A 15,964-nucleotide genomic window follows, 5' to 3' on the forward strand; every position below is an offset into this window, starting at 1 on the left:
TGTACTATGAGTGATTTTACCCAGACCGTTCCTGAGTTAGTGTCTTGGGCGAGAAAAAATGATTTCTCTATTTCACTGCCACCGGAAAGATTAGCTTTTTTGATGGCAGTTGCTGTATTAAACAGCGAACGTCTTGATGGCGAGATGAGTGAAGGGGAGTTGATTGATGCCTTTCGAGAGGTGTGTAAAGGCTTTGATCAACCCGCAGAATCAATACAAGTTCGTGCTAATAATGCCATTAATGATATGGTCAAGCAGCGGCTTTTTAACCGTTTTACCAGTGAACTGGTAGAAGGTAATGCGATATATCGTTTAACGCCATTAGGTATTGGCATCAGTGATTACTACATTCGTCAACGTGAGTTTTCATCACTACGCTTGTCAATGCAGCTGTCAATTGTGGCAAGTGAGTTAGATTCAGCGGCAAGTGCCGCAGAAGAAGGTGGTGATGCATACCATTGGCATCGTAATGTTTTTGCACCGTTAAAATATTCGGTGGCTGAGATATTCGATAGCATCGATTTATCTCAACGCATTATGGATGAACAGCAAAATATCGTTAAAGAAGATATTGCTGCACTATTAAACCAAGATTGGCAAGCTGCCATTTCAAACTGTGAACAATTACTATCTGAAACCTCTGGGACATTAAGAGAGTTACAAGACACACTGGAAGCGGCAGGGGACAAATTACAAGCAAATCTATTACGTATTCAAGAAGCGAATATGAGTTCAGGCCATGTCGACCAAATAGATACTTTAGTCTTTGAGTTACAAAGTAAACTTGACCGTATTATTAGTTGGGGACAGCAATCTATCGATTTATGGATAGGTTACGATAGGCATGTGCATAAATTTATTCGCACGGCGATAGATATGGATAAAAACCGTATTTTTTCACGTCGCCTACGCCAATCCGTACAAAACTATTTCGACAGCCCATGGGCATTAACTTATGCTAATGCGGATAGGCTATTTGATATGCGTGATGAAGAGCTTGTGTTGCGAGATGAAGAAGTGACCGGGGAATTGCCTGAAGAGCTGGAATATCAGATGTTCAGTGAAGTAAATGAACAAATTGCTCAATGGGTTGAACAAGAGCTGGCTGCTTATAAATTAGAACAACGAGCGTTAGATCTCAGTTCAGTATTAGTTGAGTATCTTAATCGTTATCCACAACAGAAGCATTTTGATGTGGCACGGATTGTCATTGATCAAGCGGTACGATTAGGTGTCGCGCAAGCTGAACTTGCAGGATTGCCAGCAAAATGGGCAGAAATTAACGAATATGGAGCTAAGGTACAAGCGCATGTCATCGATACATACTGAACAATTTATACCAGCTAAATTAGCACAGGCATTAGCGAATTCACTTTTCCCTGAACTGGATAGTCAGCTACGTGCAGGTCGACATATTGGTATAGACTCACTAGATAACCATGCTTTTTTGATGGACTTTCAAGATGAGTTAACAGATTTTTATGCGCGTTATAATGTCGAATTAATTCGGGCACCTGAAGGCTTTTTTTACTTACGCCCCCGTTCAACGACGCTTATTCCTCGTTCAGTGCTTTCTGAAATGGATATGTTGGTCGGCAAAATTCTTTGTTATCTCTACCTTAGCCCTGAGCGATTAGCTAATCAGGGGATCTTCACTGTACAAGAATTATTTGATGAATTACGCACACTGGCCGATGAAAGCAAATTGTTACGCTTAGTTAATCAACGCTCAACAGGATCGGATTTAGACCTACAAAAACTGCAAGAGAAAATGAGAACGTCACTTAACCGACTACGTCGTTTAGGGATGATTTCGTTTTTACCCAATGATACGCAACGTTTTTCAATTACTGAATCGGTGTTCCGCTTTGGTGCTGATGTGCGTAGTGGTGACTCTCCTCTTGAAGCGCAAATGCGTATGATCCGCGATGGTGAAGCTATGCCACTAGAGCAAGATAGCGAGCCAAGTGATGACGATGAACAGGAAGATGAGCAATTAGAGTCCAGTGAAGATGATGATGCAGAGGAAGAAAATAAATGATTGAACGAGGAAAATTTCGCTCATTAACATTGATCAACTGGAATGGGTTTTTTGCTCGTACTTTTGATTTAGATGAATTAGTCACGACTTTATCCGGTGGTAACGGAGCGGGTAAATCCACCACCATGGCGGCTTTTATTACCGCGATGATCCCCGATCTGACTTTACTTCATTTTAGAAATACCACTGAAGCCGGTTCAACCAGTGGCTCTCGTGATAAAGGATTATATGGGAAATTACGCCCGGGAGTTTGTTACGCTGTTTTAGATGTGATTAATTCCCGCCATTTACGAGCTGTCGTTGGTGTACGCTTACAACAAGTTGCCGGACGAGATAAAAAGGTTGATATCAAACCTTTTATGATCCAAGGGCTACCTATTGCTGAAAATCCAACAGAAATTTTGACGCAAGCTGTCGATGGACGCCAAGCACGTGTTCTACCACTTAATGAATTAAAAGAAAAAGTAGAAGCGATAGAAGGCGTTGTTTTTAGACAATTTAACTCGATTACTGATTTCCACTCTGTACTCTTTGATTTAGGGGTTATTCCGAAACGTTTACGCTCAGCAAGCGATCGGGCAAAATTCTATCGTCTTATTGAAGCTTCATTATATGGTGGTATTTCAAGTGCCATCACTCGCTCTTTACGCGACTATTTATTACCTGAAAATAGCGGAGTAAGAAAAGCCTTCCAAGATATGGAAGGGGCATTACGTGAAAACCGCATGACCTTAGAAGCTATTCGGGTCACTCAATCCGATCGTGATCTGTTTAAACATTTAGTTACCGAAGCGACCTCTTATGTTGCAGCGGACTATATGCGTCATGCTAATGAAAGACGAGTACACCTTGATCAGGCTCTATCTTTACGTAAAGAGTTGTGGGATCAGCGTAAAGCGATTAACAATGAAGCTTATCGCTTTATTGAAATGGGCAAAGAGTTAGAAGAGCAACAAGCGTTATCGGCTGATTTGGAAACAGATTATCAAGCCGCCAGTGATAGACTTAATCTCGTACAAAATGCGGTACGCCAACAAGAAAAAATCGATCGCTATGTTGCGGATGTTGAAGAAATCACATTCCGTTTAGAAGAGCAAAGTGAAGTTGTTGAAGAAGCAACATCAAAAAAAGAAGAGTTGGAAGCGCGAGTTGGATCTGCGGAAGAAGAAGTTGATGAACTGAAAAGTCAATTGGCAGATTATCAACAAGCGTTAGATGTTCAACAAACCCGAGCTATTCAATATCGTCAGGCGGTACAAGCATTAGAGCGTGCGAAAGCACAATGTGGCATTGATGAGTTAGATGAAACCAATGCAGAGCTATGGGCTGAACGTATTCAAGCAAAAATTCAATCCATCACGCATTCATTACTTTCTATGGAGCAGAAACTCGGTGTTTCTGATGCGGCCAAAACGCAATTTGATCAAGCCTATAAATTGATCACCTCGATTGTTGGGGAAGTTGAGCGTCAAAATGCGTGGAGTGCGGCTAAAAGCGCATTACGTGAATGGTCATCACATCGCCATCAAGCCGATCGTGTTCACCCTATTCGGATGCAATTAGCTGAATTAGAGCAACGTTTACAGCAAAGAAATAATGCTGAACGTCAGCTTGCAGAGTTTAATAAACAGTATGGCAAAAATGTTGAGCCTGATGATCTATTTACTCTACAAGAAGAGCTAGAAGCAAAGATTGAAGAGCTGAGCGATTATGTTAGTGATTCAGGCGAACAGCGTATGCAAATGCGCCAAGAGCTTGATCAACTAAAGCAACAAATTGAAAAATTAAGAAAACAAGCGCCAGTTTGGTTTGCTGCACAAGATGCTTTAACGCAACTGTGTGAACAAACGCATCAATCTTTTGAAACAAGCAATCAAGTTACTGAATATATGCAACAGTTACTTGAGAAAGAGCGTGAAGCCACGGTTTTGCGTGATGAAACCGCTGCTCGCAAACAGCAAATTGAAGCTCAAATTGAACGATTAAGTCAGCCTAGTGGGGCTGAAGATGGCCGATTAATTACTTTAGCAGAACGCTTTAACGGGGTTTTATTATCGGAGATTTACGATGATATCACCTTAGATGATGCACCTTATTTCTCAGCATTATATGGACCTGCGCGCCATGCGATTGTGGTACAAGATCTCGGTGCGATCGAAGAGCAGTTAGCTTCTTTAGAAGATTGCCCGGAAGATCTCTATTTTATTGAAGGTGATCCGCAATCCTTTGATGATAGCGTATTTAATGCCCAAGAGATGGAAAAAGCGGTACTTATTAAAAGTTCTGATAGGCAGTGGCGCTATTCACGTTATCCAGAAATTCCATTATTTGGCCGTGCAGCACGAGAAAACCAGCTAGAAATATTATCCCGTCAACGAGATGAGCTGTCAGAGCTGTATGCCACACAGGCCTTTGATGTGCAGAAAATTCAACGTGCACACCATGCATTTAGCCAATTTGTTGGGCAACATATTTCAGTGGCATTTGATGCCGATCCTGAAGAAGATATTCGCCAATTAAATCAACGTCGTAATGAATTAGAGCGCGAGTTATCACAATATGAAGAGGGCACTCAGCAACAACGTCAGCATTATGCGCAAGCCAAAGAGTCGCTCAATTTATTAAATAAACTCATTCCTCAAGTCAATTTATTATTGGACGAAACATTAATTGATCGTGTTGAAGAGCTACGTGAAGAGCTTTATAACGCAGAAGAGTCGATGCGTTATTTACAGCGTCATGAGAAAGCATTAACTGCGTTAGAGCCTATAGCCTCGATTTTACAAAGCGACCCACAAGAGCATGATCAATTAACACAAGATTATCAATACGCAAAAGAAGAGCAGCAACGTTATCAACAACAAGCATTTTTGCTGGTGGAAGTGGTTCAGCGTCGTCCACATTTTAGTTATAGCGATTCGGTTGAAATTGTCAGTGAAAATAACGATCTTAATGAAAAATTACGTCGTCGTTTAGAAATGGCTGAAACAGAGCGAGCGACAGCGAGAGAGTTATATCGTCAACAGCAGGCACAATGTGATCAGTTTAATCAAGTACTAGCCTCACTAAAAAGTTCTTTTGATACCAAATCAGAACTATTAAGAGGGCTTGAGCAAGAGATGAAAGAGACTGGCTTGCAAATTGATGCGGGTGCAGAAGCGCGAGCCAAAGAGTTACGTGATCAACGTTATGCTGCGGTGAGTGCTAACCGTACGCGTATTAGCCAACTTGAGCGTGATATTGCGCTTAGTGAAGCTGAACGTGAAAATATGGCGAAGAAAATTCGCAAATTAGAACGTGATTATGGCCAAATGCGTGAACACGTCGTCAGCGCTAAAGCCAGTTGGTGTGCTGTTATGCGCTTAGTGAAAGAAAATGGTATGGAGCGCCGTTTACATCGTCGTGACTTTGCCTATCTTTCAGCGGATGAGTTACGTTCAATGTCGGATAAGGCGCTAGGTGCGTTACGTCAGGCTGTGGCGGATAATGAATATTTACGGGATGCATTACGTCGCTCTGAAGATGCAAAATACCCTGATCGCAAAGTCCAATTCTTTATTGCGGTTTACCAGCATTTAAGAGAACGTATTCGACAAGATATTATCAAAACCGATGATCCGGTTGATGCTATCGAACAGATGGAAATTGAATTAGCACGCTTAACCGAAGAGCTAACCAGTCGTGAACAAAAACTGGCGATCAGCTCTCGCAGTGTGGCAAATATTATTCGTAAAACTATCCAACGTGAACAAAATCGTATTCGCATGCTAAATCAGGGCTTACAAGCGGTTTCCTTTGGTCAGGTTCGTGGTGTACGGTTAAACGTTAATATTCGTGAAAGCCATCAAATCTTACTGGATGTATTATCGGAAGAAGAAGATAGCCAATATCAAGATCTGTTTAAAAACCAAAACCTAACCTTCTCTGAAGCGATGGCAAAACTGTATCAACGCTTAAATCCACAGGCTGATTTTGGTCAGCGTATGCCACAAACGGTGGGTGAAGAGCTACTTGATTACCGTAACTATCTTGAGATGGAAGTTGAAGTTAATCGTGGGCCAGAAGGTTGGTTAAAAGCAGAAAGTGGTGCGCTATCAACGGGTGAAGCCATTGGTACAGGTATGTCTATCTTAGTGATGGTGGTTCAAAGTTGGGAAGAAGAATCACGACGCTTAAGAGGGAAAGATATTTCGCCTTGTCGTTTGCTCTTCCTTGATGAAGCCGCTCGTTTAGATGCGAAATCTATCGCAACCCTATTTGAACTGTGTGAACGACTTGATATGCAACTTATCATTGCTGCACCAGAAAATATTAGCCCAGAAAAAGGCACAACTTATAAATTAGTGCGTAAAGTCTTTAATGGAAGCGAGCATGTTCATGTGGTCGGATTAAAAGGCTTTGGGCAACAAAGTGAAAAAGATAACATTTTATCCGAAAATGTTGCAGATAGTTGATGAAGGATCATGATGAGTAAGTGAATAACCTTATAATATAACTTATTGTTTTTATTATTTTATATTTTGGTTATTCATGAGTGTTAATGGCATTTAGTATTTTTATCACCGTTATTAGTACAAATCAGTGTACAAATTTTATAGCGTGACCCCTCAATAAAAAGGGAAGTACTAAATGCCCCTCATCAATTTATATCGATGTTAAAATAATCAATAAAAGTGGAAACAGAGGATAGCGACAGGTTTGAGTGGAACAAAAACATGTGCTTTAAGTCCCATTGATTATTTACATCCCTCATCGCAGTATTGCTGTATTTCATTGAGTAATCTGCCTACATGGAAGCCATCACATACGGCATGATGCACTTGAATTGCTAGTGGCATCAGAACCTTATCTCCCTGCGTATAATATTTACCTATTGTAAATACAGGGGCAAAGAAATTGTTTATATTCGCCACATTCAAGTTAAAACTGGTGAAACTTACCCAAGGATTTGCTGACACAAAAAACATATTTTCGATAAATTCTTTTGGAAAATAGGCTAGATTGTCACCGTATTGCGCTATATCTTCTGAATAAGTTTTCAAAAATTGATTGATATCTTTGTGGTAGTAACTCCATAAAGATGAAAATGTTTCGGTCTGTTCATGAAATATAGTGTACCCAGGGTTAACACTATCCCATATCACCAATTCCCCGTCTTTCATTGCCATGCGGAATTCTGCATGTTTATTTACCAATCGGCTAATGATGTATATAAATGTCGGATAGAATTTGTACCCATTTTGCTTTACGGTTTTTAATAATGAAGTAATATCCAGTTGAACGGTCTGGCTAAAGGTGCATTGAGCAAAAGACTGAAATGCTTCAAAGTGTTCTTTTCGTCCCCATTGGGATAGATCAACAACAGTATATCCCACGCGCTTTGTGTCCATGTTAGCTTTCCTGTTTTCTAATCCAAATTTAAATTAATTGTATATTACTTATAAATTATTAAAACAATTTCGAACCTCTATCTGTAGATAAACCCATAACCTATGGTAGGTAATGGGTTTTTCTTGGTTAATTTTAAAATGTTTATTTTTTACCAAAAAATGTTTCAAAAATAACAGAGTCATTGATGTATTCATTTGGGAACGACTTAGATAACAACGGCACTATCTGCTTTCGTAGATAGTGCTTTCTTTTTTCAAAGTGTTAGATAGATCAAAAAATGAAAGTAAACTAACAAAAGAGTACCAGCCTAAATAAAATAACGTGCGCTATATCTCATTTAAATGTAATTATGATGTTTATTATTATCACCTTCTGTGATTAATATAAAAATTAAAGGAAAGAGAATGCGTAAAGTCACACTTACTCTTAGTGCAATTGCGTTGGCGTTAAGTTTAAATGGCGCAGCAATGGCAAAAGTTCATATGCCAGAAGTTGTTAGCCCAGGGGTTACTGTTACTGAACTTGCACATCAGCAACCAATTAAATGGGTTTCTGTTGCAGAAATTGAAAAAAGCTTAGAAGGCCAAGCACCAATGGCGGTAGGTTTTGATATTGATGACACCGTTCTGTTCTCAAGCCCAGGCTTTTATCGTGGTAAACTGGAATATTCTCCTAACGATTTCAGTTATCTGAAAAACCCAGAATTCTGGGAAAAAATGAACAACGAATGGGATAAATTCAGTATGCCTAAACAAGTCGGTATCGATCTTGTTCAGATGCACTTAAAACGTGGTGATACTGTTTATTTCATTACCGGTCGTACACAGACTAAAACAGAGACTGTGACTAAATATGTTCAAGAAGGTTTAAATATTCCTGCAGATAAAATGCAACCTGTTATTTTTGCCGGTGACCAACCTGGCGCAAATAACAAAGTAAGCTGGATGCGCGATCACAAACTGAAAATTTACTACGGTGATGCAGATGCTGATATCGCAGCAGCAGATGAGCTAAATATCCGCGGGATCCGTATCTTACGTGCTGCTAACTCTTCTTACCAGCCGTTACCTAAAGCGGGACAATTTGGTGAAGAAGTGGTTATCAATTCAGAGTACTAATCTGTCTCTGTGCTGTTGACCTTTATTTGTTAGGCGTAGGAAACTACGCCTTTTTTATTTTGGGTTTCTTTATAAAACAAAATAGAACCATATGATAGATTAAATCTATATACTTTATACTTTCTATTTGAATATTTATTGTGCACGGCATTGTGAGTATTTAGTATTTATACTCTTATTTAATATAAAAAGTGTATTAAACATCTTTTTATGATGATTTAAGTGCCTATTGTTGAAAAGATTTTATAAAACTTTACAAATATTAGTTTATTCCTATAAAACTCTTTGTCTAACTCATCTAATATTTTACGATAGCAAAATAATAACAAGGGATGAGGCACTGAGGACTATGGCGCAACAAGCAATTAAAAGAGCAATAACGTATTCGGTCGTAATAGGTACACTTCTCTCAGGGCATAATGTTATTGCCTCAGAAAGTGAAACGCCACTGCTATTCACATCAGAAACACCTGCATTAGTACCCGCATTCACAGAAGATGTGGCAACACAAGATACATTAAATTCACCATCAGTGAGTAAGCAGGAAGTTAGCACTAAACTACAATCTTGGTTACCAAGCGAATATAAACCACTTTACTTTAAGCAACTCGTGGATGTTTATCAAAGCAATGATTTAGCACTGATTTGGCAAGATGAACAAATTACAAAACAACTAGAGTAGCAACTGGCAGAGGTTGCCTTAACTGGAATTCAACCACAATTTGGACGTTGGTTAACGCTATTAGAAACAGCACAATTAACGCCAGAAGCACGAGATATTATTTTATCTGACGCTTTTTTAGGTTATATCAGCTTTGTTGAACAGATTAATCAATCAGGAACAACACTGTTATATCGCGCTGCGATACAAGCATTACCGGCACCGACTGTGCAAGCTGTCGAGCATTTCCAACTCAATCTACAACAAAATAGCTTAGGGCGCTTTGTCGTCTCCTTTGCACCCTCACACCCTTACTATCCATTAATGAAAGAGGAAGTGCGCAAACAGCTTCATCAAGAGGTTATTTGGCCCGTCATGGAAGGGAAAAATTCATTAAAGCCAAACCAATCGGCAGAAGAAGTTATTGCATTAAGACAAATATTGCGTAACTTAAATTTACTGCCTCAATTGGCTGAAAATGAGCAAGAAGTAGCAACAACGATTTATGATGAGCCTTTAATTGCTGCTGTAAAATCATTTCAAGCGGCTCATGGATTGGAAACTGACGGTATTATTGGTAGACAGACGCGTAATTGGTTAAATATGACACCAATACAGCGTGCTGGAATTATGGCATTAAATATACAGCGGTTACGCTTAACCCCACCTATTGGTGACACTGGAATTTGGGTCAATATTCCTGATTACTCCCTCTATTTTTATGCTAATAATCAACTGATTTTAGATTCAAAAGTGATTGTTGGTCGACCAGATAGAAAAACCCCCATTATGAGTAGTGCGCTTAATAATGTTGTGGTTAATCCGCCTTGGAATGTACCTACGAGTATGACGCGTAAAGATATAGTTCCAAAAGGAAAGGCTGATCCTAGTTATTTTAGCCGTAAAGGTTATACGATTTATTCAGGGTGGGGGAATGACGCCTATCCAATTAATCCTTACGATATAGATTGGGAAAACATCTCTGCGGCTAATTTTCCATATCGCATTTGGCAAGCCCCTGGGCCAACTAACTCCCTAGGCCGATATAAATTTAATATGCCAAACTCTGAAGCAATTTATCTGCATGACACACCAAACCACAATTTATTTACTAAAAATATGCGAGCAATTAGTTCAGGTTGTATTCGTGTGAATAAAGCGGCGCAATTAGCGACGATATTATTAGGTGATGCAGGATGGAAACAAGATAGAATTGATGCAGCCTTAAAACGAGGTTCAACACAATATGCACCAATTCCAGAACGTATCCCTGTCTATTTATATTATCAAACAGCTTGGGTAGCAGAAGAAAATGCCCCTCAATATCGAGCAGATATTTATAATTATGACCAAAGCATTAATAATGCAACCTCTTTTTTAGAGAATATTAAGAAATATTTGTAATAGAATAGATGGCTAACAACAATAAAGAGTAAGCATTATGCTTGCTCTTTATTTTTTATAAAAATCAGTGAGATAAAATAATTTCATTCAGTTTTATTAATAAATTTTAAAAAATAGCTATTATTTTTAATCTATTTTTAGAAATAACATTAATATTAATAAAATGTTAATTGCTAACACGGCTATTATTAATAATAAAACATAAACTTTTATAAAATAATATCAATGATATGTTTACAAATCTATACAAACAATAAGCAACAATTCAAGAAAAATATTGTCATAATAAAGGTCTGTTCTTCCTTCTATCATTATTTTGAGTGTAGCTATCATGGATATTGTTGATTCACATCGTCGTAAGTGGTTAGGCCTTGGTATGGCTGCTGTTGGTTTAGGTTTACTTCCCTCACATGCATTTGCATCATTAGCAACTCCCCGACCGAAAATTCTTCGCTTTAATAATTTAAATACTGGTGAAACTATTAAAGCCGAGTTTTTTGATGGTAAACGTTATAATAAACAAGAGCTTGCTAGACTAAATCATCTTTTTAGAGATCACCGTCAAAATAAAGTTAAAACTATCGATCCAGCCTTGTTTGATCAAATCTATCTGTTACAGGTGATGTTAAACAACAATAAAGCCGTTGAACTTATTTCGGGTTATCGTTCACTCGCGACTAATAATCATCTACGTCAACACACCAGCGGTGTTGCGAAAAAAAAGCTATCATACCCGTGCTCAAGCAATGGATTTCCGTTTAGTAGGTACAGATTTATCTAAAGTACGCCAAGTAGCACTAAGAATGAAAGCGGGAGGAGTGGGTTATTATCCACGAAGTAATTTTGTTCATATCGATACAGGACCCGTGCGCTCATGGTAATCTATGTAATAAATAAATAGATATAGATTAAGAAAGCGCGGAGTAAGCTATGATGTATCACATTATACCTGTGACAAATTATATGCAAAATTGCACCCTTATCTGGTGTGATGATACCAAAGAAGCGGCCATTGTTGATCCCGGTGGTGATGTCGAAACATTAATTGCAGAAATTGAACAACGTCAATTAAAGTTGACTAAAGTGCTATTAACTCATGGTCACTTTGATCACGTAGCAGGAACAGCTCAAATTGTTGAGCATTTTCATGTGCCTGTTTATGGGCCACATAAAGATGATAACTTCCTTATTGAAGATTTAGAACAACAGTGTCGTATGTTTAACTTTCCCAGTGGAAAATCTTTTACGCCTGATCAATGGTTAAATGAAGGGGATACTGTCACTATTGGTAAAACCATTACTTTGTCGGTTTTACATTGTCCGGGCCATACACCTGGCCATATTATTTTTGTTAATCACCAAAATAAACTTATCTCGATGGGAGATGTATTATTTCGTGAAAGTATTGGTCGTACTGATTTCCCTCGTGGTAATCATGCCGATCTGATTGCCTCTATCAAAAATAAAGTATTACCACTAGGTGATGATTATCTATTTATCCCCGGCCATGGCCCTATGTCTAATTTAGGTCATGAGCGTCAATATAATCCTTTCTTACAAGATGAAATGCCCATTTGGTAATTTAAAATAAAGCAAACTCTTTAAGCCCTTTATATTAAAGGGCTTTTTTATAGATAAAAAATTAAAAATGATATCGCTCATCGTCGGTAAAATTAAATATTTTTGCTGATACTATAACCTGATGTTCCTGCACAAATATGGTTCCAAGAGATACTTTCATATCGAATAGTAATATCTTCATAAGGCTGGGCATCTGCATGCGTCAGTGAATTAGGGTAATGTGCTGATATATTGGTAATGCTGGCTTTTGTTAGCTTAATGGTATAAAACTTTTCTTGATTGCCGTTTGAACTTGTTCTATAGAATTCTAGCTCGCACTCTAATAATTCATTATTTGTTATTGCAACCCCAAGTAAGGGTGAAGATTTATCTATAGGTTTTGAAATTACCACAGGAGAATGATTTAAATTTTGTGCTCGAGTTAAATCATAATCAAATGAATACACAAATATCTGATCTTCATGTCCGTGCTGATATTTATTGCCTATAGATCCTAAAGTAGAGCACCCTTTGGATATATCACCTTGAGATTTCCCTATTATCTTTAAATATATTGAATTAGCCATTATTTATAACTCCTTTTTGATATTTCTTCATATGATATTATCAACTTTATAAACACTTTTATTATGTGCCATAGTTAATACTACTAATTATTAAATCATTGATTTATAGCCCCTTAGTGGTGAGGGAGATAAATACCAAGTGGTGTTTTTCTGATCGTTGAGTGTAACTGACATTTCCAATAACATATTTTCAGATAAACAGAACGGGAAAAAATGGTAAAGATGTGTAGTAAAGACAAAAGCTTCACCTCTATTTTCATATTGTGTTTCGTCAATGAATAGCGATAAAGATAAACAACGATAGGGTTTACCTTTTAAAATATAGTCATATAAATGTGTTTTTAGTTCAACGAGTCCATTTAATAATCGCTCACATTTTCGAGTGATCTGCCTATCAGTATCTCGGTAAAGAATATAATCAGAAATCATATGTTTAATAGTATCTAATGACATTAACATTGAACCATTAGCACTGTAATGAGATAACAATTTCCAAAAATGGTGATTATTTACAATAGGTGGATAACAAGATGATAATAATGTGATATTTCCTGTTTTTACTGCATCAGGCATTTTTTCGCTGTGTTTATTTAATAGACCTAACTCATTTCTTTTATATTGTTCAAAGCCAATATAAACACATGCAAAATGTAAACTAGGCGGTGTGACCATAGGATCACCTTTATTATCAAAGAAATTCAAATAATAAAGTGTATGCCCAGTAATATTTTTCTCCATTGTTAATGAATAGAAAATGGCTTTATGAAATTGGGGCATTAAACGAGAGGCGGCGGTTAATTCTGTCGTAGGATAAAAATGACAGTATATGCCACGCGCTAGCTCATGAGGCTCTAGTGATAACTCAATTTTATCAAGATCGGCCAAATAGTGATGGGTTGGAATAGGGAGTAAATAACTTGATTTATTCTTTTTAAAATCAATTAAAAGTGTATGTTTTGCTTCACTATCAATCGCTGGAGCACAGTTTAAAAAAAAGCTCTGATTACACTCTTCTTGAGTTAAAGGAAGTTGCTGACTGAAATAGATATTCACAACAAACCGCTGCTGTTGTTTCCAATCTAATTGAGTCACTATTTGTGGTATATCTAACTCAATAAAATGGTGAACATGGGGTAAATAAAGACCTTCTAATAAACGTTGTGGTGCAGAAAATGAGTTATTTTTCTGTGGGAAGATTTTATAGTCATTGCCAATTTTGGGTTCAAAAGCATAATTAAGAGGATCGCCTTCATAACGTTCACCGTTATGTACCACCTCAATTTTTTCAAAATATTGACTAAATGCGAGTAATAAAATGTCTGAGGTGGTTTTATTTTCCCCTAAAAAAACATTAAGTGCATTTGTTTGAGTTAATTCCACATCACCACGATATAATATTTCAAGAGAGATACAAGAGTGGTTTGGATGCTGAGTAATTTTTCTATCCAAAATGCTATAAGGCATGATGGTGAAATTATGGCAGAAACTAAATTGTGCCCCGTTGTCGCCAATCACCAAATGTTTTTCATTAATCTCCATGGGATAGGGGAGAATTTCACTTTGGTCAATTTGGATAATTGTTGTTGATGGTAGGCCTTTAATGGCTTGGGAATTTAGTCGTTGCAGTAGGGGTAATGTGATCTCAGGAAAAGCATCATCAATTTTATCTTGTAAACGAGCAGATAAAAAAGCAAAGCCTTCTAAGAGATAACTTGTTTGTGGATCTTGAGGATCAAGTACGCTCGCTAAATGTGGCGCTTTATCTGCATACTCACTGAACAGTTTTTGTAAGTACTGCTTTTCTTTAATATATTTAATTTCACTCATGATCTAATCCAAAAGATGAATATGAGCCGGGTTTTAAACCTTGTTGTTCAGCTTGTTTTTGTAAATCATAATAACGAGCTAATAACCCATTAATTTTATTATCAATATTATTAAGAGTTGCAGGAGAAATAGGTTGCCCTGTTTCAATTTGTACAGCGAGTTGTCGCAGTTTTTCTTCGATTGGCTCAACTTTATTGTGCTGTTTTTGAATATCATAAATTGCCGTTTTTAGATAAGAGAGTGTAAAACTGCCTCTATTTCGTTCTTGCTGAACTATTTTATTAGAAAGTTGTTGTAATAATGTCGCGGTTTCAGACCAGCTATCATTAATTGGCATATTCTCTAAGTGCGTTTGATAAAGATTTTGCCAATTACGTGTAAAATAAATTTGCTCTGCATCTGTAGGCCAAGCGTTTTTGGCTTTTTCTTGCATCGTATCAATTAGCCGTAAATTAGAAAGAGGAGAACGTTTTTCTAATAATGCTAAATGATACTCGTAGCTATTTAACTGTGGTTTAAACAACCATTTGGCAGCCGCACCTTCAGGTATTGAAGTAATCGCATTCATCTCTTGTTTTAAATAGAGATGTACACCAAATCCGACAGCTAAAAACAGTATGCAACTGAGCACACAGCCCCATATAAAACCTCGGGTCGCACTCATTTTTTTGCTACTACAGTGAAAGAAGAGGCGGGTTGAGGTGTTTCAATCACAAAAGTGGGGGCTGCTTTGTCCGTTGTTTTCGACGGTTGTTGAATACAGACTAATGGCGGTACGCTAACGGGTTCGGCACTATCTTGTTGCGTCTGTTTTTCTTGCTTTTCAATTTGTTTGGCTAAGTTTTGGAAAAACCACAGTAAGTTTTCAATTTTAGGCAGTTTTTCCCAAGTTGTTTTAGCCAGTTTATCGATTATTAACTGTAACGCGCGCTCTGAACGATAGATTAATCGTAGATCTTTTGCTTGATAGGATTGTTGTCTTAATAAAGCGCTGGCTTTGGTATTAAACCAGTTTAATACCTCTGTACGTTGATTTGGCTTTTCCGGCCACAGGCTATCCCAATAAGTCACAATAACATTTGCTAATAACTCACATCCTTCAGTAAAACCGCTTAAACCATGCTGTTGTAATCTTGCAATGGTATAGTAAGCACCGCTTTGTAGGTCGATACCATGATTTTTAAATAGGGATAAGCAAAGTGACTCAATAAGTGTCCAACTTATTTCTGGTCGAGCAGGGTGGCTCAATTTATTAAATTCGGTTTTCAGGGCAATAAATTCAGGGGTATCAAGTGGAGATCCCCCAATTTTAATCACTAAACTTTCTGATTTCATCGCACTCAACATCCTTTTATTCCCCCACTATAAAGTGGGG

At 37.7% G+C, this 15,964-nt stretch carries 10 protein-coding genes and 2 pseudogenes; 7 read left to right on the top strand and 5 right to left on the bottom strand.

Annotated features, from left to right (window positions below; genetic code table 11):
- The first annotated feature begins 6 nt into the window (after positions 1-6).
- The 3 genes from mukF to mukB are packed head-to-tail and all read left to right on the top strand — an operon-like array spanning position 7 to position 6,495.
- Positions 7-1,329 (top strand): chromosome partition protein MukF, encoded by a 1,323-nt coding sequence (mukF, locus tag ACYUCW_RS03120; protein ID WP_004244597.1) that lies wholly within the window; start codon positions 7-9, stop codon positions 1,327-1,329.
- The gene (mukE, locus tag ACYUCW_RS03125; protein WP_004247634.1) at positions 1,310-2,041 is read left to right on the top strand and encodes a chromosome partition protein MukE; all 732 of its coding nucleotides are present in this window, start codon (positions 1,310-1,312) and stop codon (positions 2,039-2,041) included. Before mukF ends, mukE begins: the two co-directional genes overlap by 20 nt.
- Complete coding sequence (gene mukB / locus ACYUCW_RS03130) at positions 2,038-6,495, top strand: chromosome partition protein MukB (protein ID WP_460408197.1); 4,458 nt, start codon at positions 2,038-2,040, stop codon at positions 6,493-6,495. The genes mukE and mukB overlap by 4 nt, the downstream gene beginning before the upstream one ends.
- A gap of 282 nt (positions 6,496-6,777) precedes the next feature.
- On the opposite strand, the gene catA is transcribed toward mukB, so the two are convergent.
- A complete protein-coding gene (gene catA / locus ACYUCW_RS03135; RefSeq protein WP_004247636.1) occupies positions 6,778-7,431 on the bottom strand; it encodes a type A chloramphenicol O-acetyltransferase in 654 nt (217 codons plus the stop codon).
- A gap of 405 nt (positions 7,432-7,836) precedes the next feature.
- On the opposite strand from catA, the gene aphA reads away from it, so the two are divergent.
- From aphA to ACYUCW_RS03155, 4 genes and pseudogenes are all read left to right on the top strand, one after another.
- On the top strand, positions 7,837-8,550 hold the full coding sequence (gene aphA, locus ACYUCW_RS03140) for an acid phosphatase AphA (RefSeq protein ID WP_004247637.1): 714 nt from the start codon (positions 7,837-7,839) through the stop codon (positions 8,548-8,550).
- 349 nt (positions 8,551-8,899) lie between these two features.
- A pseudogene (ldtD, locus tag ACYUCW_RS03145) lies at positions 8,900-10,615 on the top strand (L,D-transpeptidase).
- A gap of 331 nt (positions 10,616-10,946) precedes the next feature.
- Positions 10,947-11,496 (top strand): annotated as a pseudogene (locus tag ACYUCW_RS03150) (DUF882 domain-containing protein).
- A 49-nt stretch (positions 11,497-11,545) separates the two neighbouring features.
- Entirely contained in the window at positions 11,546-12,196 is a 651-nt protein-coding gene (locus tag ACYUCW_RS03155; RefSeq protein ID WP_004247640.1) for an MBL fold metallo-hydrolase, read from the top strand.
- Positions 12,197-12,288: 92 nt separating this feature from the next.
- Here ACYUCW_RS03155 and ACYUCW_RS03160 read toward each other — a convergent pair whose 3' ends face one another.
- The 4 genes from ACYUCW_RS03160 to ACYUCW_RS03175 form a co-directional block, all read right to left on the bottom strand.
- A complete protein-coding gene (locus tag ACYUCW_RS03160; protein WP_004244607.1) occupies positions 12,289-12,762 on the bottom strand; it encodes an Hcp family type VI secretion system effector in 474 nt (157 codons plus the stop codon).
- A 90-nt stretch (positions 12,763-12,852) separates the two neighbouring features.
- Complete coding sequence (locus ACYUCW_RS03165; RefSeq protein WP_004244608.1) at positions 12,853-14,589, bottom strand: type VI secretion system baseplate subunit TssF; 1,737 nt, start codon at positions 14,587-14,589, stop codon at positions 12,853-12,855.
- Positions 14,582-15,253 carry a VasL domain-containing protein gene (locus ACYUCW_RS03170; RefSeq protein ID WP_460408198.1) on the bottom strand — a complete coding sequence of 224 codons (672 nt, stop codon included), beginning with the start codon at positions 15,251-15,253 and terminating at the stop codon, positions 14,582-14,584. Before ACYUCW_RS03170 ends, ACYUCW_RS03165 begins: the two co-directional genes overlap by 8 nt.
- Positions 15,250-15,924 (bottom strand): type VI secretion system ImpA family N-terminal domain-containing protein, encoded by a 675-nt coding sequence (locus ACYUCW_RS03175; protein WP_460408199.1) that lies wholly within the window; start codon positions 15,922-15,924, stop codon positions 15,250-15,252. Before ACYUCW_RS03175 ends, ACYUCW_RS03170 begins: the two co-directional genes overlap by 4 nt.
- Between the last annotated feature and the right edge of the window lie 40 nt (positions 15,925-15,964).

The organism is Proteus sp. MB838, from assembly GCF_054767435.1.

Excerpts from the sequence above, each read along its gene's own strand:
- mukF (WP_004244597.1), top strand. The coding sequence starts at position 7 with ATGAGTGATTTTACCCAGACCGTTCCTGAGTTAGTGTCTTGGGCGAGA.
- mukE (WP_004247634.1), top strand. The coding sequence starts at position 1,310 with ATGTCATCGATACATACTGAACAATTTATACCAGCTAAATTAGCACAG.
- mukB (WP_460408197.1), top strand. The coding sequence starts at position 2,038 with ATGATTGAACGAGGAAAATTTCGCTCATTAACATTGATCAACTGGAAT.
- catA (WP_004247636.1), bottom strand. The coding sequence starts at position 7,431 with ATGGACACAAAGCGCGTGGGATATACTGTTGTTGATCTATCCCAATGG.
- aphA (WP_004247637.1), top strand. The coding sequence starts at position 7,837 with ATGCGTAAAGTCACACTTACTCTTAGTGCAATTGCGTTGGCGTTAAGT.
- ACYUCW_RS03155 (WP_004247640.1), top strand. The coding sequence starts at position 11,546 with ATGATGTATCACATTATACCTGTGACAAATTATATGCAAAATTGCACC.
- ACYUCW_RS03160 (WP_004244607.1), bottom strand. The coding sequence starts at position 12,762 with ATGGCTAATTCAATATATTTAAAGATAATAGGGAAATCTCAAGGTGAT.
- ACYUCW_RS03165 (WP_004244608.1), bottom strand. The coding sequence starts at position 14,589 with ATGAGTGAAATTAAATATATTAAAGAAAAGCAGTACTTACAAAAACTG.
- ACYUCW_RS03170 (WP_460408198.1), bottom strand. The coding sequence starts at position 15,253 with ATGAGTGCGACCCGAGGTTTTATATGGGGCTGTGTGCTCAGTTGCATA.
- ACYUCW_RS03175 (WP_460408199.1), bottom strand. The coding sequence starts at position 15,924 with ATGAAATCAGAAAGTTTAGTGATTAAAATTGGGGGATCTCCACTTGAT.